This window comes from Enterococcus sp. LJL98 (assembly GCF_054871745.1).
Genome location: NZ_JBTXLU010000001.1, coordinates 396,830 through 422,185, shown reverse-complemented (window position 1 = coordinate 422,185; position 25,356 = coordinate 396,830). Strand labels below are relative to the sequence as shown.

Annotated in this window: 20 protein-coding genes; 18 read left to right on the top strand and 2 right to left on the bottom strand. The window is 40.0% G+C overall.

What is annotated here, in order from left to right:
* Positions 1 to 13 precede the first annotated feature (13 nt).
* From nusA to ACYSNO_RS01900, 16 genes are all read left to right on the top strand, one after another.
* Complete coding sequence (gene nusA, locus ACYSNO_RS01975) at positions 14 to 1,195, top strand: transcription termination factor NusA (RefSeq protein WP_461729384.1); 1,182 nt, start codon at positions 14 to 16, stop codon at positions 1,193 to 1,195.
* Positions 1,196 to 1,212: 17 nt separating this feature from the next.
* A complete protein-coding gene (rnpM, locus tag ACYSNO_RS01970; protein WP_461729383.1) occupies positions 1,213 to 1,509 on the top strand; it encodes an RNase P modulator RnpM in 297 nt (98 codons plus the stop codon).
* Positions 1,502 to 1,804: a YlxQ-related RNA-binding protein gene (locus ACYSNO_RS01965; protein WP_461729382.1), complete on the top strand. Its 303-nt coding sequence runs from the start codon at positions 1,502 to 1,504 to the stop codon at positions 1,802 to 1,804. The genes rnpM and ACYSNO_RS01965 overlap by 8 nt, the downstream gene beginning before the upstream one ends.
* 12 nt (positions 1,805 to 1,816) lie before the next feature.
* Complete coding sequence (gene infB / locus ACYSNO_RS01960) at positions 1,817 to 4,225, top strand: translation initiation factor IF-2 (RefSeq protein ID WP_461729381.1); 2,409 nt, start codon at positions 1,817 to 1,819, stop codon at positions 4,223 to 4,225.
* Between the two features lie 23 nt (positions 4,226 to 4,248).
* The gene (rbfA, locus tag ACYSNO_RS01955) at positions 4,249 to 4,596 is read left to right on the top strand and encodes a 30S ribosome-binding factor RbfA (protein ID WP_461729380.1); all 348 of its coding nucleotides are present in this window, start codon (positions 4,249 to 4,251) and stop codon (positions 4,594 to 4,596) included.
* Between the two features lie 107 nt (positions 4,597 to 4,703).
* Positions 4,704 to 5,624 (top strand): tRNA pseudouridine(55) synthase TruB, encoded by a 921-nt coding sequence (gene truB, locus ACYSNO_RS01950; protein WP_461729379.1) that lies wholly within the window; start codon positions 4,704 to 4,706, stop codon positions 5,622 to 5,624.
* Between the two features lie 16 nt (positions 5,625 to 5,640).
* Complete coding sequence (ribF, locus tag ACYSNO_RS01945) at positions 5,641 to 6,579, top strand: riboflavin biosynthesis protein RibF (RefSeq protein WP_461729378.1); 939 nt, start codon at positions 5,641 to 5,643, stop codon at positions 6,577 to 6,579.
* Between the two features lie 42 nt (positions 6,580 to 6,621).
* On the top strand, positions 6,622 to 7,185 hold the full coding sequence (locus ACYSNO_RS01940; protein WP_461729377.1) for a methylated-DNA--[protein]-cysteine S-methyltransferase: 564 nt from the start codon (positions 6,622 to 6,624) through the stop codon (positions 7,183 to 7,185).
* A 129-nt stretch (positions 7,186 to 7,314) separates the two neighbouring features.
* A complete protein-coding gene (locus ACYSNO_RS01935) occupies positions 7,315 to 7,998 on the top strand; it encodes a phosphoribosylaminoimidazolesuccinocarboxamide synthase (RefSeq protein ID WP_461729376.1) in 684 nt (227 codons plus the stop codon).
* Positions 7,999 to 8,149: 151 nt separating this feature from the next.
* The gene (locus ACYSNO_RS01930; RefSeq protein ID WP_461729375.1) at positions 8,150 to 9,094 is read left to right on the top strand and encodes a LacI family DNA-binding transcriptional regulator; all 945 of its coding nucleotides are present in this window, start codon (positions 8,150 to 8,152) and stop codon (positions 9,092 to 9,094) included.
* 152 nt (positions 9,095 to 9,246) lie between these two features.
* Entirely contained in the window at positions 9,247 to 10,404 is a 1,158-nt protein-coding gene (gene hemW / locus ACYSNO_RS01925; protein WP_461729704.1) for a radical SAM family heme chaperone HemW, read from the top strand.
* Positions 10,405 to 10,536: 132 nt separating this feature from the next.
* Positions 10,537 to 11,580 (top strand): heat-inducible transcriptional repressor HrcA, encoded by a 1,044-nt coding sequence (hrcA, locus tag ACYSNO_RS01920; RefSeq protein WP_461729374.1) that lies wholly within the window; start codon positions 10,537 to 10,539, stop codon positions 11,578 to 11,580.
* Between the two features lie 42 nt (positions 11,581 to 11,622).
* Positions 11,623 to 12,177, top strand: a complete 555-nt coding sequence (gene grpE, locus ACYSNO_RS01915; protein ID WP_461729373.1) for a nucleotide exchange factor GrpE — start codon at positions 11,623 to 11,625, stop codon at positions 12,175 to 12,177.
* 29 nt (positions 12,178 to 12,206) lie between these two features.
* A complete protein-coding gene (dnaK, locus tag ACYSNO_RS01910) occupies positions 12,207 to 14,030 on the top strand; it encodes a molecular chaperone DnaK (protein ID WP_461729372.1) in 1,824 nt (607 codons plus the stop codon).
* A 133-nt stretch (positions 14,031 to 14,163) separates the two neighbouring features.
* A complete protein-coding gene (gene dnaJ / locus ACYSNO_RS01905; RefSeq protein ID WP_461729703.1) occupies positions 14,164 to 15,318 on the top strand; it encodes a molecular chaperone DnaJ in 1,155 nt (384 codons plus the stop codon).
* A gap of 252 nt (positions 15,319 to 15,570) precedes the next feature.
* Positions 15,571 to 17,280, top strand: coding sequence for a hypothetical protein (locus tag ACYSNO_RS01900; protein ID WP_461729371.1), 1,710 nt, complete (start codon positions 15,571 to 15,573; stop codon positions 17,278 to 17,280).
* 51 nt (positions 17,281 to 17,331) lie between these two features.
* On the opposite strand, the gene ACYSNO_RS01895 is transcribed toward ACYSNO_RS01900, so the two are convergent.
* Together ACYSNO_RS01895 and ACYSNO_RS01890 are read right to left on the bottom strand one after the other, a co-directional pair.
* Positions 17,332 to 18,069, bottom strand: coding sequence for an amino acid ABC transporter ATP-binding protein (locus ACYSNO_RS01895; RefSeq protein ID WP_461729370.1), 738 nt, complete (start codon positions 18,067 to 18,069; stop codon positions 17,332 to 17,334).
* A 1-nt stretch (position 18,070) separates the two neighbouring features.
* Positions 18,071 to 20,215, bottom strand: a complete 2,145-nt coding sequence (locus tag ACYSNO_RS01890) for an amino acid ABC transporter substrate-binding protein/permease (protein ID WP_461729369.1) — start codon at positions 20,213 to 20,215, stop codon at positions 18,071 to 18,073.
* A 238-nt stretch (positions 20,216 to 20,453) separates the two neighbouring features.
* Between ACYSNO_RS01890 and uvrB the strand changes: the two genes are divergently transcribed.
* Entirely contained in the window at positions 20,454 to 22,442 is a 1,989-nt protein-coding gene (gene uvrB / locus ACYSNO_RS01885) for an excinuclease ABC subunit UvrB (protein WP_461729368.1), read from the top strand.
* 16 nt (positions 22,443 to 22,458) lie between these two features.
* The gene (gene uvrA, locus ACYSNO_RS01880) at positions 22,459 to 25,284 is read left to right on the top strand and encodes an excinuclease ABC subunit UvrA (protein WP_461729367.1); all 2,826 of its coding nucleotides are present in this window, start codon (positions 22,459 to 22,461) and stop codon (positions 25,282 to 25,284) included.
* Positions 25,285 to 25,356: the final 72 nt, after the last annotated feature.

Genomic DNA, 25,356 nt, shown 5'->3' with positions numbered 1-25,356 from the left:
GGATGCAAAGAAAATGAGTAAAGAAATGTTAAATGCTTTAGATGCCTTAGAAGCAGAAAAAGGAATATCAAAAGAAATCGTGATTGAAGCTTTAGAAGCAGCGCTAATTTCTGCTTATAAACGTCACTACGGCCAATCACAAAACGTGGAAGTTGAATTCAATCAAAAAAAGGGAAATATTCATGTCTATTCAGTGAAAGAAGTCACTGAAGAAGTGATGGATTCTCAGTTAGAAGTATCATTAAAAGATGCCATTTTAATTAATCCAGCTTACGAAATTGGAGACAAAATCCGTTTTGAAGTAACCCCAAAAGACTTTGGTCGAATTGCAGCACAAACCGCAAAACAAGTCATTTTACAACGTGTACGTGAAGCGGAGCGTAATATTATTTATACCGAGTTTAGTGCCTATGAAAATGATATTATGCAAGGCATTGTTGAGCGTCAGGACAATCGCTATATTTATGTAAACTTAGGAAAAATTGAAGCAGTTTTATCAAAACAAGATCAAATGGCCAATGAATTTTACCAACCTCATGATCGCATTCGGGTTTATGTATCGAAGGTGGAAAACACTTCAAAAGGGCCGCAAGTTTTTGTTAGTCGAAGCCATCCAGATTTATTACGTCGTTTATTTGAACAAGAAGTGCCAGAAGTCTATGACGGGACGGTAGAAATTGTGAGTATTGCGCGTGAAGCAGGTGACCGTTCGAAAATTGCTGTTCGCTCTCACGATGCAAACATCGATCCAGTTGGAACATGTGTCGGGCCAAAGGGTCAACGAGTGCAAGCCTTAGTAAATGAGTTAAAAGGCGAAAACATGGATATTGTTGAGTGGAATGAAGATTCAGCTGTCTTCATTGCCAATGCGTTGAATCCAGCAGAAGTCAGCGACGTGATTTTTGATGCAGAAAATCCAAAAGCGTGTACGGTTGTTGTACCAGACTATCAATTGTCACTAGCTATCGGAAAACGTGGTCAAAACGCTCGTTTGGCAGCGAAACTAACTGGATTTAAGATTGATATAAAATCAGAATCCGATATGGTCAGTTTTTATGAAGCACTAGAGCAACAAGAAGCAGAAGTGGAAGCGGAAAGCGAAATGGAAGAAGCAATGCTAATCGATGAAACAATAATGGCCAATCCAGACATGACTGCGGACGATTATGAAAACGTTGAATTTGATGAAGAATAATTCAAGGTGGGATGGATATGAAAAAAAGAAAAATACCTTTAAGAAAATCCGTTGTTTCGGGCGAAATGTTTCCTAAAAAAGATCTTTTGCGAATCGCACGTTCAAAAGAAGGTGTCGTATCAATTGATCCCACAGGAAAAGCACCTGGAAGAGGCGCTTATCTTGCACTCGAACCAGCGGAGGCACAGGCGGCTTGGGACAAAAAGATTCTTGATCGTGTCTTAGAAACAAAAATATCCGATGCGTTTTATCAAGAATTACTTGCTTATGTGACGCATCAAAAAGCACGAAAAGAGTTGTTTGCCAATGAGTAAAGAAAAGGCACTGAATCTGTTAGGTCTAGCAATGCGTGCAGGTCAATTGGTTACGGGTGAAGAGTTGACTTTAAAAGACATTCGGGCGAACAAAGTGCGTTTGGTTTTTATTGCTCAAGATGCAGGAAAAAATACACAAAAAAGTATTAAAGATAAAAGTTCGTATTACAAAGTTCCTTGCTTTGATTGTTTTGATTCAACGCAACTAAGTTTAGCGATTGGTAAAAATCGAATGGTTGTTGGGGTGAAAGATCAAGGCTTTGCAAAGAAGATCGAGGAACTATTATTAAGTTAGGAAGGTGATTGCATGACGAATAAAAGAGTCTATGAAATTGCAAAAGAAATGAATACATCGAGTAAAGAAATCGTCGATAAAGCAAAATCTTTAGGATTTAATGTATCAAACCATATGGCGGTGATTTCTGAATCACAAGAAAAATCGTTGCGCCAGGCATTAAGAAATCGTTCGACACCGAAAAAAGAAGGAAATGCTAAAGCAACAACTGCTTCTGCGAAACCGACTGAAAAGAAATATCAAACACAAAAAAATAATCCGAATTTCCAAAACCGTCAAAACAAAGGTGGAACAACCACACAAGGAAATCGAAATCATTCAGGAAAACCAGTGAATAAAGGTCCGCAACAAGGTGGTAACAAACCAACAAATAAAGCAACTGACCAAAACAAAGGGTCGCAAAACAATCAAAATCGTTCACAAAACCAGGCGACCCAACAAAATCGCTCGGCATCAAATCAAGCGACGACGAAACCAACAACGCAAAATCGTCAAGAGCAAGGAACAAATCAAAATCGTCCCGCTCGCCAAAACTCAAATCAAGGGCGGAATCAAGGTTGGGGTAACCAAAACCGAAATCGTTTCAACAAACGTGGACGGAAAGGGAAACATCCAGCATCTGAAAATAAACCAGCAGTGCCTGCACGTAAATTCCGTGAATTACCAGAGGTGCTTGAATACACAGATGGCATGAATGTTGCAGATATTTCCAAGAAGATTTATCGTGAGCCTGCTGAAATCATTAAGAAACTCTTTATGATGGGTGTGATGGTCAATCAAAACCAACCACTAGATGCAGAAACAATTGAATTATTAGCAACAGACTATGGTATTGAAGCACATGAGAAAGTGCAAGTGGATATTGCGGACATTGATAAATTCTTTGAACCAGAAGAAATGAACGAAGAAGCACTTGTTTCTCGTCCGCCCGTTGTTACCATTATGGGACACGTTGACCACGGGAAAACAACTTTACTTGATACATTACGCAAATCACGAGTAACAAGTGGAGAAGCCGGTGGAATTACCCAACATATTGGTGCCTATCAGATTGATATTGATGGCAAACCAATCACATTCTTAGATACACCTGGACACGCGGCGTTTACAAGTATGCGTGCGCGTGGAGCAAGTATCACAGATATTACAATTTTAGTTGTTGCAGCCGATGATGGTGTGATGCCACAAACAATTGAAGCAATTAACCATGCAAAAGCAGCGGGTGTTCCAATTATTGTCGCAGTCAATAAAGTAGATAAGCCAGCAGCGAACCCTCCGCATGTGATGCAAGAATTAAGTGAACATGGATTAATCCCTGAGGCATGGGGCGGCGATACCATTTTTGTCGAAATCTCTGCAAAATTCGCTCAAAATATTGATGAATTGTTAGAAATGGTTCTATTAGTTGCTGAAGTGGAAGATTTAAAAGCAGATCCAACGCAACGTGCAATTGGAACGGTCATTGAAGCACGCTTAGACAAAGGAAAAGGGCCAGTAGCAACACTATTAGTTCAACAAGGAACCTTGAAAGTCGGTGATCCAATCGTTGTAGGAAACACCTTTGGACGTGTTCGAGTGATGACGAATGATATTGGTCGTCGAGACAAAGAAGCAGGACCAGCAACGCCAGTTGAAATTACAGGATTAAATGATGTGCCTCAAGCAGGTGATCGCTTTGTAACCTTTGAAGACGAGAAAACGGCGCGTGCAGCGGGTGAAGAACGTGCCAAACGTGCGCTATTGGAACAACGTGGCAGCAATACACGCGTGACCTTAGACAACTTATTTGATAGCCTAAAAGAAGGCGAAATTCGTGAGGTAAATGTAATTATTAAAGCAGATGTTCAAGGAACAGCAGAAGCTTTAGCCGCATCCTTGCAAAAAATTGATGTCGAGGGTGTACGTGTGAACATCGTCCATTCAGCGGTTGGTGCAATTAATGAAAGTGACATTACTTTAGCTGCAGCAAGTAATGCGATTATTATTGGCTTTAATGTTCGTCCGACGCCGCAAGCTCGTCAACAAGCGGATGCGGAACAAGTTGATATTCGTCTACACCGAATTATTTATAACGCCATCGATGAAATTGAAACGGCAATGAAAGGGATGCTTGATCCAGAATTTGAAGAGAAAATTACAGGTCAAATGCTGGTTCGTGAAACCTATAAAGTTTCAAAAGTTGGAACAATTGCGGGATGTTATGTAACAGAAGGGTACATCCGCCGAGATAGCGGCGTTCGTGTGATTCGAGATGGTATCGTTATTTATGAAGGACACCTAGCAAGCTTGAAACGCTTTAAAGACGATGCAAAAGAAGTCAAATTAGGCTTCGAATGTGGTGCAATGATTGAAAAATACAATGATATTCGTGAAGATGACATCATTGAAGGCTTCATCATGGAAGAAGTAAAAGCAAAATAAAAAATAGGTAGGAGGAGTTTCCAATGGCTAACTATCGTGATCGTCGTGTAGCTCAAGAAATCTTAAAAGAAGTGAACCAAGTTTTACGTAAAACCGTTCGCGATCCTCGAGTTGCCGATGTGAATATCACAGATGTTCATGTAACGGGTGATTTACAACAAGCAACAGTATACTACAGTATTTTATCAGATCTCGCTTCTGATAAAAAAGCCGCGCAAGAAGGGCTAGAAAAAGCGACAGGGATTATTCGTCGGGAGATTGGCAAAGCGTTAACGCTATACAAAACCCCTGAAATTCTCTTTGAGTTAGATGAATCTGTGGCTTACGGCAATAAAATCGATCAAATGTTACGTGATTTAAATCGAGATTAAGTGTAAAAAGAGGTTGTGGCGTTGGTCACACCCTCTTTTTTACGCGAAAATCTTGAAACATGCTATAATGAAACGAGAAAAAAATGGAATGAAGGTGTAAAAATATGATGGATGGCATTTTACCTTTATGGAAAGAACGTGGCATGACAAGCCACGATTGCGTCTTTAAATTACGAAAAATACTAGGGACCAAAAAAGTCGGACATGGCGGGACCTTAGATCCAGATGTCGATGGTGTTTTACCCATTTGCGTAGGAAAAGGAACCAAGGTAATTGAATTTTTAACTGATTCAGGAAAAAAATACGTGGGAGAAATCACTTTAGGATTTAGCACCACAACGGAGGATGCCTCAGGAGAGGTTGTCGAACGAAAGGGGATTGAGCAACCGTTTACGGAAGAAGAAATTGATGCTGCAATGGCACAACTGACGGGAACGATTACCCAAATACCACCCATGTATTCTGCCGTGAAGGTCAACGGAAAACGATTATATGAATATGCTCGAAAAAATGAAACCGTTGAACGGCCCAAGCGAACGGCAGAAATTGCTGCCTTTAAACGAACAACCCCTCCAATTTGGGATACGCAAACACAAACGCAAACCTGGCGTTTTGCTGTTGATTGTGGCAAAGGGACGTATGTTCGAACGCTAGCGGTCGATACTGGCCAGCTTTTAGGCGTGCCTGCTCACATGTCTGACTTGACGAGAATCGCCAGTGGAGGTTTTTTAAAAGAACAAGCGTTCACACTCGCACAAGTTGCTGATTTAATGGAAAAAAAGATGTTGTCAGAAGCGCTTTTGCCCGTTGAATTCGGTGTGCAAGATTTTGAACGTATTGATTTATCGGAAGCGTTATGGATAAAAGTGAAAAATGGTGCCCGACTCGAATATGAAGAACTAGGATTACACGCTGCTCCAACGGATTTACTCGCTCTTTTTTATCAAGGGCGTGTCGTTAGTCTATATGAAGCGCATCCGACCAAAATGGGGATTTTAAAACCACGGAAAGTATTAAGAAACGAGTAAGGAAAGGAATAATGTTATGCAAACAATTGAAATCCGTCATCCTTATGATGACAAACAAATCCCCGGAGAGCCGGTAGTTTTAGTGCTAGGCTTTTTTGACGGGGTTCATAAAGGCCATCAACGAGTGATTGCGGAAGGTCGTAAAATCGCCCAAGAACAAGGCTTAAAACTAGCACTAATGACTTTTAATCATCACCCATCGATCGTCTTTCAAAAACTCCCTGCGGAACAAATGAAATATTTAACCAGTTTAGAGCAAAAGAAAGCGTTAATGGCTTCGCTAGGCGTTGATTATTTATATATCGTTGAGTTCACTTCTGATTTTGCCAGCTTGAGTCCACAAAAATTTGTTGACACTTATATGGTCGGCTTGCATGCAAAAACAGTTGTCGCAGGCTTTGATTATACGTACGGTCCAAAAGAAATTGCCAATATGACTTGTTTGCCTACCTATGGACAAGGGCGCTTTGAAATTGTGACGGTATCAAAAGAGACGCTGAATGGGGAAAAAGTGAGTTCAACACGTATTCGTGAAGAATTAGATGCTGGGAATTTAGAAAAGGTTCAAGAGTTACTGAACTACCCTTATCGCATTGATGGGGTCGTTGTTCATGGCGATGCTCGCGGTCGAACACTTGGCTATCCAACAGCCAATGTTAAAGTTAAAAGTACGACTCGATTACCAAAAGAAGGCGTTTATGTGACAGAAATCAAAGTTGGCGATCACTGGTATCCTTCGATGGGGTCAATTGGTCGAAACGATACTTTTGAAAAAAATCGACCCGTGACGGTGGAAGTCAATCTCTTAGATTTCAATCGAAATATCTATGGGGAACAGGTATCTGTTCGTTGGTTACACTACTTAAGAGGACAAGTGGCTTTTGAGAGTGTCGATGCGTTGATTGCCCAACTAAAACAAGATGAACAACATACCCGTGATTATTTTCAAAAATAAGTCATCAGGCGTTAAGCGACATGCAGTTAGGAGAGAGTTTGAATGAAAACATATCAAGTAGTGACACCTTCACCCCTAGGTCCTCTGTATTTAACTAGTGATGGCGATGCCTTAACAGGGGCTTATTTTGGAAAAAAGGAATTTGAAGCGACTTGCAAAGCGGAAGTAACCCCTGGTGAGGATTTGCCATTGTTTCGACGCGTGAAACAATGGCTAGCCGCTTATTTTTCTGGTGAGAATCCAGCTATTGATTTTGCAATTTCTCCAGAAGGGACAGCCTTTCAACACCAAGTGTGGAAGATTTTAACGGAAATTCCATACGGTCAAACGGTGACATATGGAGAAATTGCTCAACGAATCGCCCTTGAGTCGGGAAAAGAAAAAATGTCCGCACAAGCGGTCGGTGGGGCAGTTGGAAGGAATCCGATTTCGATAATCATCCCTTGTCACCGAGTGATTGGAAAATCAGGGAGTATTACCGGTTACGGTGGCGGGATTGCTCGCAAGTTGGCGCTCTTTGAACTAGAAAAAATCAGCAAAGACACGTACTTCGTCCCTAAAGACTTGAAAGAAGCACGCAAGTTTATCGTAGAAACCGAGAGCTAAAAGATGTTTGATAGCCAATTGATTCTCCGTAAAACCTTTTAAAAAGTTCGTATTTATATTCTCAAAAGCTTTTTTTTGTGGTATTCTATTCTTGTAAAACATTAAAAAACGAACTTAAAGAGGTGCCTTATGAAACGCATTTACCAAGGTAAGACGAAAGATGTTTATGAGAAAGAAGATGGAACCATTCGATTGATTTTTAAGGATGAAATGACTGGGAAAGATGGCGTATTTGATCCTGGTGAGAATCAAGTCGGGTTAACTGTTGAAGGTTCGGGCCGTTCTGGTTTAGCTGTAAGTCAATTCTTTTTCGAACGATTGAACCAAGAAGGCATTGCGACGCATTATTTAGGGGCGGACCTTGAGAAAAAGTCGATGGATGTAAAAAAAGCGGTGATGTTCGGCCGAGGGCTTGAGGTCATTTGTCGTTATAAAGCAGTGGGGAGCTTTGTACGTCGGTATGGAGCCTACATCGAACCCGGTGCCGATCTGGATGGCTATGTTGAAATCACCTTGAAAGACGATCAAAGACAAGATCCGTTAGTGACGGAAGATGGTCTGCTTGCTTTGGGGATATTATCCGAAGGTGAGTATGCCATCATTAAAAAGCAAACGAAACGAATTTGCGCATTCGTTCAACATGAATTAGCTCAAAAAGGGTTAACTTTGTACGATATCAAGCTGGAATTTGGTCGAGGAGAACAAGCTGGAGAAATCATTTTAATTGATGAACTGTCTGGTGGAAACATGCGTGTTTTTAAAGGCGAGGAACCGGTACACCCGCTTGAACTCGAACCTTTATTATTCGCATAAATGAACGAAGGGTTTGCTATCTTGATTGATAGCAAACTCTTTTTTTGTAAAAGTTGAAATACTTTAAAGGACTTGACCTAAAACCGCTTTTAGCTCTTATAATAAAGAAGACAAGTAAAAAGTAAAAGAAAGTGAGTGTGAGGCAATCGCTATGGTAACCATTCATGATGTTGCCCGTAAAAGTGGCTACTCGGTGTCAACCGTTTCCCGAGTGTTAAATCAAAAAAATCATGTTTCGAAACAAGCACAACAAGCAATTGAGCAGGTGATTGAAGAATTAAATTTTGTTCCTAATAAAATTGCACGCGATTTGAGTCGAGGGAAAAATGGTAATATCGGTGTTGTTTTGCCCCATACGAAACATCCTTATTTTCGTGAAATTGTGAATGGGATTATTGACTGTGCTTTTTCAACGAAATATCGCATCGTCATCTTGCCATCAGAATATGATGAGGAGATCGAAGTTGAATATTTGGAGCAATTACGGAGAAAGGCTGTCGACGCATTGATTTTTACTTCTAGAGGGATAACATTAGAAAAAATCGCAGAGTATTCTCAATTTGGGCCCATCGTTTGTTGCGAAGATCCTAAACGAAAAGACTTGTTTGCAGTCTACTCCAATCGACAGCCGGCATATCGTGAGGCTTTTTACTGGTTAAAAGAAAAAGGAATGAAACGGATTGGCATCTTATTAAGCCGTGATTATCATTCAAGTGTGACCAGTCAAATTACCTTAGATACCTTTCGTGAAGTCTTTGGTTACTATCCTGAGAAAGAGGACATCATTCTTAACAGTACGACCTATGAAGATGGTCTTCGCGTAGGTAAGGAACTATTGAATAGGAAACAACCATTGGATTGCCTTTTTGTTAATGTCGATGATATAGCCGCAGGTGTGCGTGAACAATTTTTAACGGCGGGTGCGTCGGTTCCCTTGATTGTTGGACAAGAAAATCAATTGAGTGGGAAGTTATTGAATTTTTCAACGATTGATCATCATTTGAGAGAAATCGGGCATCAAGCATTCGCTATGGTTATTGATCCATCTAAGCAAAAACAAGTGCGCTTGGATTCAAAATTTATCTTAAGAGAGTAACCCTATTTTAGGGTTATTTTTTTGGGGCGAATTAAAATCCTTTTGCGAACTTGGCGAAGGTTTGTCGAAAGAATGGCTTTGTTTTTGTGTTATAATTGAAAGGCAAGAAATGAAAAAAAGAAATTGAGGAGTTTTTAATAGTGAAAGAAAGAATCGTTAATCCCGGTTCAAGCACCTCTGCCTACATCCATATTCCTTTTTGTGAGCATATTTGCTACTACTGTGATTTTAATAAAGTTTTTTTAGAAGGCCAACCGGTGGATGAATACATTGAGTCCTTGTTAAAGGAGATTCAGTTAACGTTGGCCCAATCACCTACTGTCGCTTCAGAAACAATCTATATTGGCGGTGGGACACCGACGTCGTTAACAGCGAAGCAATTAGATGTTTTATTAACTGGTGTCCATCGTTATTTGCCGACAACAACGACGAGAGAATTTACGGTGGAAGCCAACCCGGGAGATTTGACGGCTGAAAAACTTGATGTTTTGAAGGCTCATGGCGTGAATCGCCTCTCAATGGGGGTGCAAACCTTTGATGACCGCTTATTGAAAAAAATTGGACGCAAGCATTCTGTGCAAGATGTTTACGACACAATTAAACTGTTAGAGAAGAAGCAATTTGATAATATTAGTATTGACTTGATTTATGCTTTACCTGGACAAACGATTGAAAGTTTTCGAGATACCTTGCATCGAGCCCTCGCTTTTGATTTGCCGCATTATTCAATGTACTCACTGATTTTAGAGAACAAAACAATGTTTATGAATTGGGTGCGTCAAGGTCGTTTGGAGTTGCCGAATCAGGAAGCTGAGACCCAGATGTTTGAAGAAGCGATTGAAGCCATGGAAAAGTCAGGACATCATCAGTATGAAGTGAGTAATTTTGCAAAGCCAGGTAAAGAATCATTACATAATCTTGTCTACTGGGATAATGAAAATTATTATGGTTTTGGAGCCGGCGCCAGTGGTTATCTGGGGAAAACTCGTTATAAGAATTATGGCCCCATTCAGCACTACATGAACCCACTGAAGGAAGGGCGTTTACCGATTTTAGAAACTGAAAAATTGTCAAAGAAAAATCAAATCGAAGAAGAATTATTTTTAGGACTACGAAAAACGGAAGGAATCTCATTGAGTCGGTTTGAAGCAAAGTTTAATGAAAAATTAACGAGTGTCTATGCTGCGGTCCTACCCGAATTAAAAGCGCAGGGATTGGCTGAAGTTCAAGGAGATTTTTTCCGCTTAACCGCGAAAGGTTTATTCGTAGGGAACGAAGTCTTTGAAAAATTTCTTTTAGAACAAGTATAAAAAAGGATTTAGCACTCTTGAGTATTGAGTGCTAAAAAAACGAGTAAAATGCTTGACAAGAAATCTAGATGTGGTATATTTATAGTCGTATTAGCACTTGAGGTAAAAGAGTGCTAATAAGGGGTGATAAATTTGTTAACTGAAAGACAAGGAGAAATTTTACGTGTACTCATTCAGAACTACACCACAACTGGTCAGCCTGTTGGTTCAAAAACCTTAATGGAAGACGGGGTTGCTGCAAGTTCAGCAACGATTCGTAATGAGATGAAACGATTAGAAGAAATGTCTTTGTTGTCAAAGACGCATTCTTCATCCGGTAGAATTCCTTCGATGAAGGGGTATCGTTATTATGTCGATCATTTGCTAAATCCCATGCAAGTGCAACCAGAAGAACTTCAAAGAATTCGCCAAGGATTTGGTCAAGAATTTCATGAAATTAACGATATTATTCAACACTCTGCCGAAGTTTTATCAAGTTTAACCAGTTATACCGCACTTTCATTAGGTCCAGACGTCAATGAAAGACGGTTGACGAGTTTTAAAATTGTTCCTTTGAATCATCGACAAGTTGTTGCCATTATCGTAACAGATAAGGGAAATGTAGAAAATCAAGTCTTTACCTTGCCACATCATATTCGAAGTGAAGAACTAGAAATCGTTGTTCGAATTATTAATGATCGGCTAATCGGTGAACCGTTAATTACGGTCTATCATCGGCTACGAACGGAAATACCAATGATTCTACACAAGTATTTTCAAACGACCGAAGGAATCTTGGATTTGTTTCATCAAATGTTGAATCATCTTTTTGAAGAAAAAGTGTATGTTGGTGGACAAATGAATCTTTTAGATTTTGAAACCAAACAAGACAAAATCCAATTTAAATCGATGTATTCATTTATGAAAAATCCGGAAGAACTTACCCAGTTACTGGGACCACGTAATCCAATGATTCAAATTAAGATTGGCTCCGAACTCGGTCATGAGTTGCTAGAAAACATGAGTTTAATTCAAGCAAGTTATGACATTCAAGGGCATGGAAAAGGGACAATCGCTTTACTAGGACCAGCCAGTATGCCTTATTCAAAAATGTTCGGATTGGTGGATACCTTTAGTCGAGAACTTGCAATGAAGTTGGCTGACTACTATCGAATATTAGATTCGTCTAGTGAGTGAGTAACAATATAAAGCGTCAATATGAGAAGGGATGGTCGACAATTGTCAGAAGAAAAAGAAAAAGAGATCGTCGAAGACACACCTGTTGAAGCGGTGAATGACAATCAAGCGGTTGAAGAAGTCGAAGAAGTTGAAACAACAGAGCTATCGGAAGTTGATGAACTAAAACAAAAATTAGATGAGATGGAAGACAAGTTTTTACGTGTTTCAGCTGAATTAGCGAATATCGTTCAAAGAAATCGCAATGAACGTGAACAATTACAAAAATACCGTTCACAAGATTTGGGTAAGAAATTATTACCAGCAATTGATAATCTTGAAAGAGCAATCGCAGCTGAAGTCACAGACGAACAAAGCATTAGCTTGAAAAAAGGCGTCGAAATGGTTTTAGAAAGTTTAAATGCCGCTTTAAAAGAAGAAGGAATTGAAGAAATTCCAGCAAAAGGGGAAAAGTTTGATCCAAACGTGCATCAAGCAGTTCAAATTGTCCCGTTGAATGATGATACCGAAGCGGACACGATTGTGGAAGTTTTACAAAAAGGCTACAAACTACAAGATCGTGTGTTAAGAGCAAGTATGGTTATTGTTGCCCAATAAAAATGTAAATGATAAAGGAGATTTTTAATATGAGTAAAATTATCGGAATTGACTTAGGAACTACAAACTCTGCAGTATCTGTTTTAGAAGGCGGAGAAGCGAAAATTATCACAAACCCAGAAGGAAATCGTACAACTCCTTCAGTTGTCTCATTCAAAAATGGTGAGATTCAAGTAGGTGAAGTAGCAAAACGTCAAGCAGTCACTAATCCTCATACCATTTCATCTGTGAAACGTCATATGGGTGAAGCAGGGTATAAAGTTGAAGCGGAAGGAAAAGAATATACACCACAAGAAATTTCAGCAATGATTTTACAATACCTAAAAGGTTTTGCTGAAGAGTATTTAGGTGAAAAAGTCGAGAAAGCTGTGATTACAGTTCCAGCTTACTTTAACGATGCTCAACGTCAAGCGACAAAAGACGCTGGTCAAATTGCTGGTTTGGAAGTTGAACGTATTGTCAATGAGCCAACTGCTGCGGCACTTGCTTATGGTCTAGACAAAACAGATCGTGAAGAAAAAGTATTGGTTTTTGACTTAGGTGGCGGAACATTTGACGTTTCCATTCTTGAGTTAGGAGATGGCGTCTTTGATGTGTTATCTACAGCAGGCGATAACCACTTAGGTGGAGATGACTTTGATGATAAGATCATTGACTTCATGGTTGCTGAGTTCAAAAAAGAAAATGGCATTGATTTATCAGCAGATAAAATGGCGGTTCAACGTCTAAAAGACGCAGCAGAAAAAGCGAAAAAAGACTTATCTGGTGTAACAAGCACGCAAATTAGCTTACCATTTATCACTGCAGGAGCAGCGGGTCCATTACACTTAGAGATGAACCTAACTCGTGCAAAATTTGATGAATTAACAGCTGACTTAGTTGAACGCACGAAAATTCCAGTACGCCAAGCGTTAAAAGATGCAGGAATTTCTCAATCTGAAATTGACGAGGTCATCCTAGTGGGTGGTTCTACTCGTATTCCTTCAGTGGTTGAAGCAGTTCGCAAAGAAACTGGCAAAGAACCAAATAAATCGGTCAACCCAGATGAAGTGGTTGCAATGGGTGCTGCGATTCAAGGTGGCGTAATCAGTGGTGATGTGAAAGACGTTGTCCTATTGGATGTCACACCATTATCATTAGGTATTGAAACAATGGGTAGCGTATTTACGAAATTAATTGATCGTAACACAACAATTCCAACAAGTAAATCACAAGTTTTCTCAACAGCAGCAGATAACCAACCAGCAGTGGATATTCATGTATTACAAGGGGAGCGTCCAATGGCTTCAGACAACAAAACATTGGGTCGTTTCCAATTAACAGATATCCCAGCGGCACCTCGTGGCGTACCTCAAATCGAAGTAACGTTTGATATTGATAAAAATGGTATTGTAAACGTATCTGCCAAAGACTTAGGGACTCAAAAAGAACAAACGATTACGATTAAATCTTCTTCAGGTTTAACAGATGAAGAAATTGATCGTATGGTAAAAGATGCGGAAGCAAATGCAGAAGCTGACAAAGCACGTAAAGAAGAAGTTGACTTACGTAATGATGTGGATTCCTTACTATTCACAGTTGATAAAACATTAAAAGAACTTGAAGGCAAAGTGGATGCAGAAGAAGTTCAAAAAGCAGAAGCAGCTCGCGATGAATTAAAAGCAGCAGTAGAAGCAGATAATATTGAAGAAATGAAAACAAAACGTGATGCGTTAAATGAAATCGTACAAAACTTAACGGTTAAATTATACGAACAAGCTGCGCAACAACAAGCAGAACAAGATCCAGAAGCGGCACAAGGTGGCGCAGACGATATCGTTGATGCTGATTTTGAAGAAGTAGATAACGACTAATCCCGTTGTCTTTGAAAAAGCCAAAGCCAACAAACTTTGGCTTTTTCTATTGTAATGGTAAAAAGATATCTCTTCGGAGTCTTTTGTGCTAAAATATGAAGGACTCGAAATGTTTGAAAAGTGGGGGAATCCAATGGCAGCAAAACGTGATTATTATGAAGTTCTGGGAGTACAAAAAGGTGCCTCAGATGACGAAATTAAAAAATCTTATCGAAAACTATCAAAAAAATATCATCCAGATATTAATAAAGAAGCCGATGCCGATGCAAAATTTAAAGAAGTTTCAGAAGCTTATGAAATTTTAAGTGATCCGCAAAAACGGGCTGCTTATGATCAATATGGTCATGCGGGTACCGATCCAAACTTTGGTGGTGGCGGCTTTGGCGGCGGCTTCTCTGGTGCGGGTGGTTTTGGTGGCTTTGAAGATATTTTTGAATCTTTCTTTGGTGGTGGCGGTGGTCGTCGGGCAAATCCGAACGCCCCTCGTCAAGGAGAAGATTTGCAATACACCATTAACTTAACGTTTGAAGAAGCGATTTTTGGTGTTGAAAAAAATATTAAATACAATCGTGAAGAAACCTGTCACACGTGTCATGGAAATGGTGCAAAACCAGGAACGGAACCAACGACTTGTCATAAATGTCATGGTTCAGGAACGATTAATGTCGAACGTCAGACACCGCTTGGACGTGTGATGAGCCGTCAAACGTGTGATGTGTGTCATGGTTCGGGGAAAGAAATCAAGGAACCATGTCCAACTTGTCATGGCAGCGGTCATGAGAAAAAAGCGCATAATGTCAAGGTTAATGTGCCAGCGGGTGTCGAAAATGGTCAACAAATGCGGCTAGCAGGCCAAGGGGAAGCAGGAGTTAATGGCGGCCCTTACGGTGACTTATATGTTGTCTTCTATGTTGCAGAAAGTAATATTTTTGATCGTGATGGTGGAGAAATCTACTATGAATTACCATTGAACTTCGTACAAGCGGCTTTAGGCGATGAAGTCAATGTGCCGACCGTCCACGGTGATGTCAAGCTGAAAATTCCAGCTGGCACTCAGACGGGAACAAAATTCCGTTTGCGTGGCAAAGGCGCGCCGCGTTTACGTGGTGGTGGCAATGGCGATCAACAAGTAACAGTGAAAGTTATGACACCTAGAAACTTGAACGAGGAACAAAAAGACGCTTTAAGAGCTTTTTCAAAAGCGAGCGGTCATTCTAGTGTTGAAGAACAATCGGATGGCTTCTTTGATAAAGTCAAAGACGCCTTTGGTGGACACAAGAAAAAATAAATGAAGTAACGATACAAAAACAAAAGTCTTTTTCTTTCGAATCACTCGGAAGGAAAAGCTTTTGTTTTTTTTGTCCATCTGTGACTCAGGTGATAAAAGTGACTGATCTGTAAGGAATTGTTCGATAAAACGAACGGTTTGAATGACTTTTTGATAATGTTAAGAAAACCTTGTTTTTTTCAATTGGAACTTTCAAGAAAGTTTGCTTGTTGTTACAATTGTTATTTATAAAAGTAAGGTAGGTGTCAACAAGTGTTCATTAGTTTAAAAAAAATGAGTGAGAAGAATGGTTTCTATCGACTATGGTTAATCATACTCGCTTTTTTCTTCGTCCTTCCTCAGTATTTGACAAAGAGTATGATCGTCGGATCGGATATTATTTTTCATTTCAATCGTTTCTATGACGTTTCTCAACAGATTGAACAACATAATTTTCAGTATTTCATGAATCAATATGGTTTTCAGCAATCAGGAAGAATTGTCAATGCCCTATATGGGCCGTTAATGGCCTATATTCACGGAGGACTTGTTTGGTTAAGTTCCTCTTGGTTCGTCTACCAGATGTTAGCAAACTTTCTCTTATTTGTTTTAGCTGGAAATTGTATGTATTTCTTACTAAAAAAATGCACGATAAAAAAACAAAAAGCATTTTATCTTAGCGTGCTCTACATGACTTCTTTTTCAATTATTTATTGGGTTTCTAGGCAAGGATTTACCAGTTGGGGAGCGGCTGTTTTCCCCCTATGTCTTGTCCCAATCGTTGATTTGTTTGAAGAAGAGCGTTTTCCACCGATAAAAGTCGGCTTTTTGATGGCTTTGATATTTCAAATTCACTTATTTTCTTCCGTTTTATTATTGATTGTCTATTTTGTTTGTTATGGCTTTCTCTTTTTCAAGAAACCACAAGTTCGAAAGCAGTTGCTGATCCAAGGAATTTTATCGGTTGGTTTGTTCTTTACGTTGACGCTGAATGTTTGGTATGGTTTTTGGACTTTGTATCGAGGGAATGAATTGCTTTCGCCATTTGTCAATCGAAGTATGTACAAAAATACAACAACGTTTCGCAGTGTTTATTGGTTAGTCACTCCGGTTGCGCTTTTCCCTTTATTGCTTTTTTATCTTCGGAAAATCTGCAAAGATTGGAAGCAACTAGCCGATTTTGATCGAGCTATTGCAAGTGTGGGGCTTGTTTTTCTTATTTTATCAACGAATCTCGTGCCTTGGAAGTTTCTAGCAGGGAAAAATTGGACGATCATCGAAACGATACAATTTCCTTTTCGTTTTTTTGTTCCATTTACTGTTTTGCTATTGGTTTTTATTGGTCGGAACGGTCGCTTGGTATTGAAGCGGCAGGATTGGACACTTTCATTTTTACGAATGATGACCTTCTTGGCAGTGATCCAACTATCGGTCACTACGCTATCTGCCTATCATCAGTGGCAAACAGCGGAAAAACCGGTGCGTGCAAGTCGTCATACGCATCTTTTTTCAGAAAGTCGTGATGAAATGACGTCTTCTTTTTTTCAAACGGATAAAAGCAAGACGTTAGCGCTGATTCAAAAATCAACCCCAGATTATTTACCGATTTACCAAGAGAATGGTTTAAATAAATACAATCAATACAAGGTTTTGGTGATTGATCAAAATGAATCGGAAAAATTCACCAAAGAAGTGGTCGATGGAAAACTAATCGTCTCGTGGGAGGCAACTGCGGGAGAAGAGGTGCATCTGCCAGTTGTCGTTTATGAACGGACGAAGGTTGTCTACAATCAAAAAGAACGGGAGCATCAGGAACTGAATCTAACGGATATCGGCACACCCATTTTATTGTCAGAAGCAGGGGTCAATCAGTTGGAACTAAGCGATCCCTCTTCAAGAGTGTTACTTATTTGTATTTTTATCCCGTTTTTGACACTTCTTGGAATCAGTTCTTTTTCTCTCGTCAGAAAATCAAAAAAATGAAGAAGTTCCCTGAACGATTTCAATCACTCCTGGGGCCTCTTCATTTTTTATTTAAATATTTAAGACTTTATCTAAGAAATCCTTTGTTCGCTCATTTTGTGGATGATCAAAAATTTGTTCGGGGCTACCGTCTTCTAAGAAGTTTCCACCATCAATAAACATCACGCGGTTGGCCACTTCTTTGGCAAAGCCCATTTCGTGGGTAACAATGACCATTGTCATACCTTGTTTAGCTAGACGTTTCATGACATTTAGGACATCGCCCACCATTTCAGGGTCTAAAGCAGAGGTTGGTTCATCAAAAAGCATGATATCTGGTTCCATTGCAAGGGCTCGAGCAATCGCAACACGTTGTTTTTGACCACCTGACAAGCTTTCAGGATACGCATCTTTTTTATCTGCTAGACCAACGTTTTCCAGTAGTAAAATCGCCTTTTTTTCGGCTTCTTTCCGTGTGATCTTTTTTAAATCCATCGGTGCTAAAATAATGTTTTCGAGAATGGATAGGTGAGGGAAGAGATTAAAATGTTGAAAAACCATCCCGATGTGTTGCCGAATTTGATTCAGGTTCGTCTTGTCAGCCGTTAAGTTTTCTCCATTGACCAAAATCGTTCCACTATGAATCTCTTCTAGACGATTTAAACAACGGAGAAAAGTCGATTTTCCAGAACCAGAAGGTCCGATAATACACACGACATCTCCCTCATGGATCGTCGTATTAATTTGATTTAAAACTGTATTTTCTCCGTATTTTTTCACTAAGTCTTTCACAATAATTTTTTCTTTCATGTTAATTCACTCTCTTTTCTAAGACTTTCGCAAGCTTGGTTAAGGCCGTGATGACAATTAAGTACATAATGGCGATAATGAGATAAACGTAAGTCGTTTGCATGGTCCGAGCAACAATAATTTTTCCTGTTTGTAGTAATTCGACAATTCCGATGACAGAAATAATTGTTGTATCTTTTAATGAGATGACAAACTGGTTGACAAAAGATGGGACCATAATACGAATGGCTTGTGGGAGTACGATTTTTTGCATGGTTCGCATGTAAGATAAGCCTAAACTACGAGCCGCTTCCATTTGACCGACTGGGACCGCATTAATTCCTCCGCGGACGATTTCTGCAATATAGGCACTTGCATTCAGCGTTAAGGTAATCACGCCGGCTGTAAAATCAGGAATCGTGATGCCAATTGCATCAGATAAACCGAAATAAATAAATAAAGCTAAAACCATCATCGGAATTCCACGGATAACATCAACGTAAACGGACGAAACGAAACGGAGCGCTTTGATTGGTGAGACACTCATTAATCCGAAAATAATTCCAACGACAAGCGCAAGAGCGAAGGAAACCAAGGTTAAGAGTATGGTTTTTCCTAATCCGACAAGCAACACTTGATAATTGTTTTTTAGAATGCCCATGAAAGAAGATTCATCTACGGTTTTATCCGTCGGTTTACCATCTTGGATGTAGGTGGAAAGAATTTGATCGTATTCTCCCGTTCGTTTCATTTCAGCGAGTGCTTCATTAAACATTTCGAGTAGTTCTGGATTTTGATCTTTTTTCACGGCAAAACCGTATTGTCCTCCTGGAATGCGTTCGATGGGCGTTTCGATTTCTTGCCCTTGAGCAATAGCATAACCAATCACAGGGTAATCATCCATAATTCCTTCAACAGCACCGACTCTTAATGCGTCATAGAGTTGATCTGCTGCGTCAAAATATTTCAGTGTGTAACCATAAGTTTCTTTGTTTTGCTCCAAATAATCAGCGCTTTCGGTTCCCACTTTCGCGCCAACGTTTTTTCCTGCTAAATCGTCAAATGATCGTACTTTCGTATTGCCTTTTTTGATTGCTAGTTGAATGCCGCTATCAAAGTAAGGTGTTGAAAAATCAAAAGCTTGTTTTCTGGCATCTGTAATTGTCATCCCAGCAATCATCCCATCGGCCTGGTTGTTTTCTACAGATTGCACAGCGCCAGAAAATCCAATGTGATTAAATTTGACATTGAACCCTTGGAGCTCGGCAGCACGTTTCATTAAATCAACGTCAATTCCGACATATTGATTGTTTTCGTTTTGAAATTCGAAAGGAGCAAAAGCAGAATCGCTCGCAATGACATAAAGTTCTTTTTTGGGTGTCACTTGTTTCATTGTTTCTTGCGTTTCGTTTTGAACGATATAAGTTGAGATGATTTCATCGTAGCGTCCAGAAGCTTTTAGTTGTTTTAAACCAGCATTGAATTTCTCTAAGAGTGCTTGGTTTTCGCCTTTTTTTACGGCGAAACCGTAAGCATTTCCCTTTTCGGGTTGTCCAACTAATTTGAAAGCCTCTCCTTGGTTAATGGCATAACCTAAAATCGGGAAATCATCAAAAATCGCCTGTAAGGCCCCATTTTTCAAAGAGCCATATAACCCAGTTGCATCTTCGTAAAGCTTGATTTCGTATCCATATTTCTCTTGGTTTTCAGCAAGGAAAGTGGCGCTTTCTGTGGCAACTTTCGCCCCGACGGTGAAGCCTTTTAAGTCCTCGTAGGATTGAATGTGGTTGTCATCTTCTTTTACAGCCATTTGAATCCCGCTATCAAAATAAGGGTCAGAAAAGTCGAACGTTTTCTTTCGTTCCTCAGTAATGCTCATGCCGGCAATCATTCCATCCAGTTGGTTGGAGAGTACTCCTTGAATCGACGAGTTAAAGCCTAAAGGTTTAAACTCGACCTTAAAGTTTTGATCTTGGGCAATTTCTTTTAATAAATCAATGTCGATGCCGACATATTCATTATTTGTATCTTGGAACTCGAAGGGAGCAAATGTGACATCTGTTCCGATTTTGTACGTTTGTTCTTCTGCAGAGGCATTTTTTGTAGACAAAAACAAGCCAGACAGTAGTATAGAAAAGAGTGATAACCATAATAGTCTCTTTTTCATGTGATGATACCTCCTAATTAACATATATTTTAGCATTATAACTGATTGAATTTGAAATAAGCAAGAAAATGAGAAAAAAATTTCGGAATTTAATCTATTTAATGACATTTCATGTAAGGAATGCTGTCATTAAAAAAGAGTAAAGAGTAAAAAAAATAAATAAAATAAATAGCGAAAGTATGTTCGCTATGGTAGAATAGGTATTATTGAGCAAAACCACAGAAAGTAGGCGCAAAGTATGATTGAAAGAGATACTTCCCGTCGATTTAAATTAGTTTCTAAATACCAACCTGCTGGCGATCAACCGCAAGCGATTCAAGAACTAGTGAATGGGATTAACAAAAAAGAAAAAGCACAAGTTTTGCTTGGTGCAACAGGTACCGGGAAAACGTATACGATTTCAAATGTGATTGAACAAGTGAATAAGCCAACACTAATTATGGCTCATAATAAAACCTTAGCTGGACAGCTGTATGGGGAATTCAAGGAGTTTTTCCCTGAGAACGCGGTCGAGTATTTTGTTAGTTACTACGATTACTATCAACCAGAAGCTTACGTCCCTTCAAGCGACACCTATATTGAAAAGGATTCGAGTGTCAATGATGAAATTGATAAATTACGCCACTCTGCCACTTCGGCCTTGCTCGAACGCAATGATGTCATTGTCGTTGCTTCGGTTTCTTGTATTTTTGGGTTAGGTTCGCCATTAGAATATCAAAAGCAAGTGGTTTCTTTGCGAACTGGGATGGAAATTTCACGTGATCAGGTACTAAAAGCATTGGTAGAAATTCAATTTGAGCGCAATGACATCGACTTTCAAAGGGGTCGTTTCCGAGTCAGAGGTGACGTTGTTGAAATCTTTCCAGCTTCTCGTGATGAACGTGCATTAAGAGTTGAATTTTTCGGTGATGAAATTGATCGAATCCGGGAAGTGGACGCTCTTACAGGCGAAGTTATTAGTGAAGTAGAACATATTTCTATTTTCCCCGCGACACACTTTATGACTGATGAGGACCATCTAGAAACAGCGATTGCAGCCATCCAGTCGGAGCTTGACGCACGTTTAAAAATTTTACGGAGTCACGATCAATTGCTAGAGGCACAACGTTTAGAACAACGAACGAACTATGACATCGAAATGTTGCGAGAGATGGGCTACACTTCGGGTATCGAAAACTACTCCCGTCATTTAGATGGGCGCCAAGAAGGAGAACCCCCCTACACCTTGATTGACTTCTTCCCAGAAGATTTCCTGATTGTCATTGATGAATCGCATGTGACCATGCCACAAGTTCGAGGAATGTATAATGGGGATCGCGCGCGTAAACAAATGCTAGTTGATTATGGTTTTCGGTTGCCGTCAGCCTTGGATAATCGGCCCTTACGTTTAGAAGAATTTGAACAACACGTCCATCAAATTATTTACGTATCTGCAACTCCTGGGCCCTATGAAGCAGAGCAAACAAACCATGTCGTTCAACAAATCATCCGACCGACAGGGCTGCTTGATCCACTGATTGAAGTCCGCCCAATTATGGGGCAAATCGATGATTTAGTTGGCGAGATTAACGAACGAGTCGAACGAAATGAGCGAGTTTTCATTACGACCTTAACAAAGAAAATGTCAGAGGACCTCACGGATTATTTTAAAGAATTAGGAATCAAAGTGAAGTACTTACATAGTGATATTAAAACGCTCGAACGAACGGAAATTATTCGTGACTTACGTTTGGGTGAATTTGATGTTTTAATAGGAATTAATCTATTGCGAGAAGGGATTGACGTGCCTGAGGTTTCGTTGGTTGCCATTCTTGATGCAGATAAGGAAGGTTTCTTACGTAGCGAGCGTTCCTTAGTCCAAACGATTGGACGTGCCGCTCGTAACGCCTCTGGAAAAGTTATCATGTATGCGGATAAGGTGACGGATTCGATGCAAAAAGCAATCGATGAAACGGCTCGACGACGTGGAATTCAAGAAGCTTATAATGAAGCACACGGAATTACCCCGACCACGATTATTAAAGAAATCCGTCAGCTAATTAAGATTTCGAAAGTTGCAGAAGAAGAAGCTGGCTATTTAACGAAATCATATACGGAATTATCAAAGGAAGAAAAAGAATTGTTAATTGTAAAATTAGAACAAGAAATGCGCGAAGCAGCCAAAACACTGGACTTCGAAACAGCTGCGACTTTACGAGATACCATCCTAGAATTAAAAGCACAATAAAAAGGAGTTTGATGTTATGGCAAATGATAAAATAGTCATTCGAGGGGCTCGTGCCCATAACTTGAAAAATATCGATGTTACAATTCCAAGAGATCAATTAGTGGTGATTACGGGTTTGTCAGGCTCAGGTAAAAGTTCTTTAGCCTTTGATACACTATATGCGGAAGGACAGCGACGTTATGTCGAAAGTCTTTCTGCTTATGCGCGTCAGTTTCTAGGTCAAATGGATAAGCCTGATGTGGATAGTATTGACGGTTTAAGCCCAGCGATTTCAATCGATCAAAAAACAACGAGTAAAAATCCTCGTTCCACCGTTGGTACGGTGACGGAAATCAACGACTACTTACGGCTGCTCTATGCTCGAATTGGGCATCCAATCTGTCCCGATGATCAGACTGAAATTACAAGTCAATCCATTGAACAGATGGTCGATCAAGTGCTAGCTCTACCAGAACGTAGCCGGTTGCAGATTTTAGCGCCAATCGTCAATCAAAAAAAGGGGCAACATAAGCGTGTCTTTGAAATGATTCAACGAGAAGGTTACGTTCGCGTTCGAGTCGACGGTGAAATTTATGACTTAAGTGAAGTTCCGGAATTAGAAAAAAATAAAAAACACGACATTGCTATCGTAATTGACCGGATTGTCGTGAAAGAAGGTATCCGCTCCCGTTTGTTTGATTCTTTAGAAAATGCCCTACATTTAGCACAAGGGTATGCCCTCGTCGATGTGATTGGGTCAGAAGAATTGTTATTTAGCGAACATTATGCTTGTCCTTATTGTGGCTTTACTGTCGGAGAGTTGGAACCGCGTCTCTTTTCATTTAATGCGCCATTTGGGGCATGTGGAGAATGTGATGGGTTAGGGATAAAGCTAGAAGTCGATATCGATTTGGTTGTTCCCGATCAAGGAAAAACATTGCGTGAAGGAGCACTTGTTCCTTGGAATCCGATTAGTTCCCAATATTACCCTCAAATGCTTGAACAAGCGTGCCAGGAGTTTCATATTGATCTGGATACCCCCTTTGAAGAGTTACCTGAGGAGCACCGTCACCTCATCTTGTTTGGATCAGATGGGGAGACATTTCATTTTCATTATGAAAATGATTTTGGTGGAGTACGTGATGTGGAAGTGGCTTTTGAAGGGGTTATTACCAATATTAATCGACGCTATCATGAAACAAATAGTGATTTTACCCGTGAACAAATGCGTCTGTATATGCGAGAATTAACATGCCAAGCTTGTCATGGTTATCGTTTAAATCCACAGGCCCTATCTGTGAAAGTCAATGGTGCGCATATTGGGGAAGTCAGTCAGTTATCCATTAATCAATGTTTGACTTTTATCGAAAAATTAACGCTTTCCGAACAAGAACAAATGATTGCTAAGCCGATTCGGAAAGAAATTGAAGATCGTTTGAGTTTCTTACAAAATGTGGGGTTAGATTATTTAACACTTAGTCGAGCATCAGGTAGTCTATCTGGTGGAGAAGCACAGCGAATTCGGTTAGCGACACAAATTGGTTCGAATTTATCAGGGGTATTGTATATTTTAGATGAACCATCAATTGGTTTGCATCAACGAGACAACGATCGTTTACTTGAATCATTAAGGAAAATGCGTGATCTAGGAAATACGCTCATCGTGGTAGAACACGATGAAGACACCATGCGAGCGGCAGATTATTTGATTGATATTGGTCCTGGAGCCGGTCACGCAGGTGGCGAAATTGTGGCTTGCGGTACACCGCAAGAAGTGATTGCCAATCCGAATTCTTTAACCGGTCAATATTTATCTGGTCAGCGTGTCATCCCTATCCCGAAAGAGCGGCGGAAGGGGAATGGAAAAGCATTAAAAATAACAGGTGCAACTGAAAATAATTTAAAGAATGTGGATGTGACTTTCCCCTTAGGAGAATTTATCGCAGTTACCGGCGTCTCAGGCTCAGGAAAATCAACTTTAGTCAATGAAATTTTGAAAAAGGCTCTGGCACAAAAAATCAACCGAAATACAAATAAACCTGGGAAATTCAAAAAAATCACTGGGTATCGACAGATTGAGCGCTTGATTGATATCGATCAAAGTCCAATTGGTCGAACACCAAGAAGTAATCCAGCGACGTATACCAGTGTTTTCGATGACATTCGTGATTTGTTTGCTGCGACCAATGAAGCGAAAATCCGTGGTTATAAAAAGGGACGCTTCAGCTTTAATGTTAAAGGTGGTCGCTGCGAGGCATGTAAAGGCGATGGTATTTTAAAAATAGAGATGCACTTCTTACCAGATGTATATGTTCCTTGTGAAGTATGTCAAGGCAAACGCTACAATTCTGAGACGCTTGAAGTGAAATACAAGGGGAAAAACATTTCTGAAATTCTTGATTTAACCGTAGAAGATGCGGTGGCCTTCTTTCAAGCGATACCAAAGATTCATCGCAAGCTACAAACCATTGTGGACGTTGGTTTAGGTTATGTCACTTTAGGCCAACCCGCGACTACACTGTCGGGCGGCGAAGCGCAACGTATGAAACTCGCGAGCGAATTACATAAAAAATCGCATGGCAAGAGTCTTTATATTTTGGATGAACCAACGACGGGTTTGCATTCTGAAGACATAGCCAAATTGTTGCTTGTCTTAGATCGCTTGGTTGAACAAGGAAACACGGTGCTCGTCATTGAACATAATCTAGATGTTATCAAATCGGCAGACCATCTGATTGATTTGGGTCCTGAAGGAGGCGACGGCGGTGGCACGATACTGGCAGTTGGGACGCCAGAAGAAGTCTCTCTTGTCGAAGAAAGTTATACTGGACAATATTTAAAGCGTGTCTTACAACCAAAATAAGTGAGGAGGGTCTGTGACAATCGTCGCAGGCCCTTGGTATTTTACGAATATTTGGCGAATAAACGGGCAACA

What these genes read in the sequence shown, in the direction of transcription:
- nusA (WP_461729384.1), top strand. Translation starts at nt 14, where the DNA reads ATGAGTAAAGAAATGTTAAATGCTTTAGATGCCTTAGAAGCAGAAAAA.
- rnpM (WP_461729383.1), top strand. Translation starts at nt 1,213, where the DNA reads ATGAAAAAAAGAAAAATACCTTTAAGAAAATCCGTTGTTTCGGGCGAA.
- ACYSNO_RS01965 (WP_461729382.1), top strand. Translation starts at nt 1,502, where the DNA reads ATGAGTAAAGAAAAGGCACTGAATCTGTTAGGTCTAGCAATGCGTGCA.
- infB (WP_461729381.1), top strand. Translation starts at nt 1,817, where the DNA reads ATGACGAATAAAAGAGTCTATGAAATTGCAAAAGAAATGAATACATCG.
- rbfA (WP_461729380.1), top strand. Translation starts at nt 4,249, where the DNA reads ATGGCTAACTATCGTGATCGTCGTGTAGCTCAAGAAATCTTAAAAGAA.
- truB (WP_461729379.1), top strand. Translation starts at nt 4,704, where the DNA reads ATGGATGGCATTTTACCTTTATGGAAAGAACGTGGCATGACAAGCCAC.
- ribF (WP_461729378.1), top strand. Translation starts at nt 5,641, where the DNA reads ATGCAAACAATTGAAATCCGTCATCCTTATGATGACAAACAAATCCCC.
- ACYSNO_RS01940 (WP_461729377.1), top strand. Translation starts at nt 6,622, where the DNA reads ATGAAAACATATCAAGTAGTGACACCTTCACCCCTAGGTCCTCTGTAT.
- ACYSNO_RS01935 (WP_461729376.1), top strand. Translation starts at nt 7,315, where the DNA reads ATGAAACGCATTTACCAAGGTAAGACGAAAGATGTTTATGAGAAAGAA.
- ACYSNO_RS01930 (WP_461729375.1), top strand. Translation starts at nt 8,150, where the DNA reads ATGGTAACCATTCATGATGTTGCCCGTAAAAGTGGCTACTCGGTGTCA.
- dnaK (WP_461729372.1), top strand. Translation starts at nt 12,207, where the DNA reads ATGAGTAAAATTATCGGAATTGACTTAGGAACTACAAACTCTGCAGTA.
- dnaJ (WP_461729703.1), top strand. Translation starts at nt 14,164, where the DNA reads ATGGCAGCAAAACGTGATTATTATGAAGTTCTGGGAGTACAAAAAGGT.
- ACYSNO_RS01895 (WP_461729370.1), bottom strand. Translation starts at nt 18,069, where the DNA reads ATGAAAGAAAAAATTATTGTGAAAGACTTAGTGAAAAAATACGGAGAA.
- ACYSNO_RS01890 (WP_461729369.1), bottom strand. Translation starts at nt 20,215, where the DNA reads ATGAAAAAGAGACTATTATGGTTATCACTCTTTTCTATACTACTGTCT.
- uvrB (WP_461729368.1), top strand. Translation starts at nt 20,454, where the DNA reads ATGATTGAAAGAGATACTTCCCGTCGATTTAAATTAGTTTCTAAATAC.
- uvrA (WP_461729367.1), top strand. Translation starts at nt 22,459, where the DNA reads ATGGCAAATGATAAAATAGTCATTCGAGGGGCTCGTGCCCATAACTTG.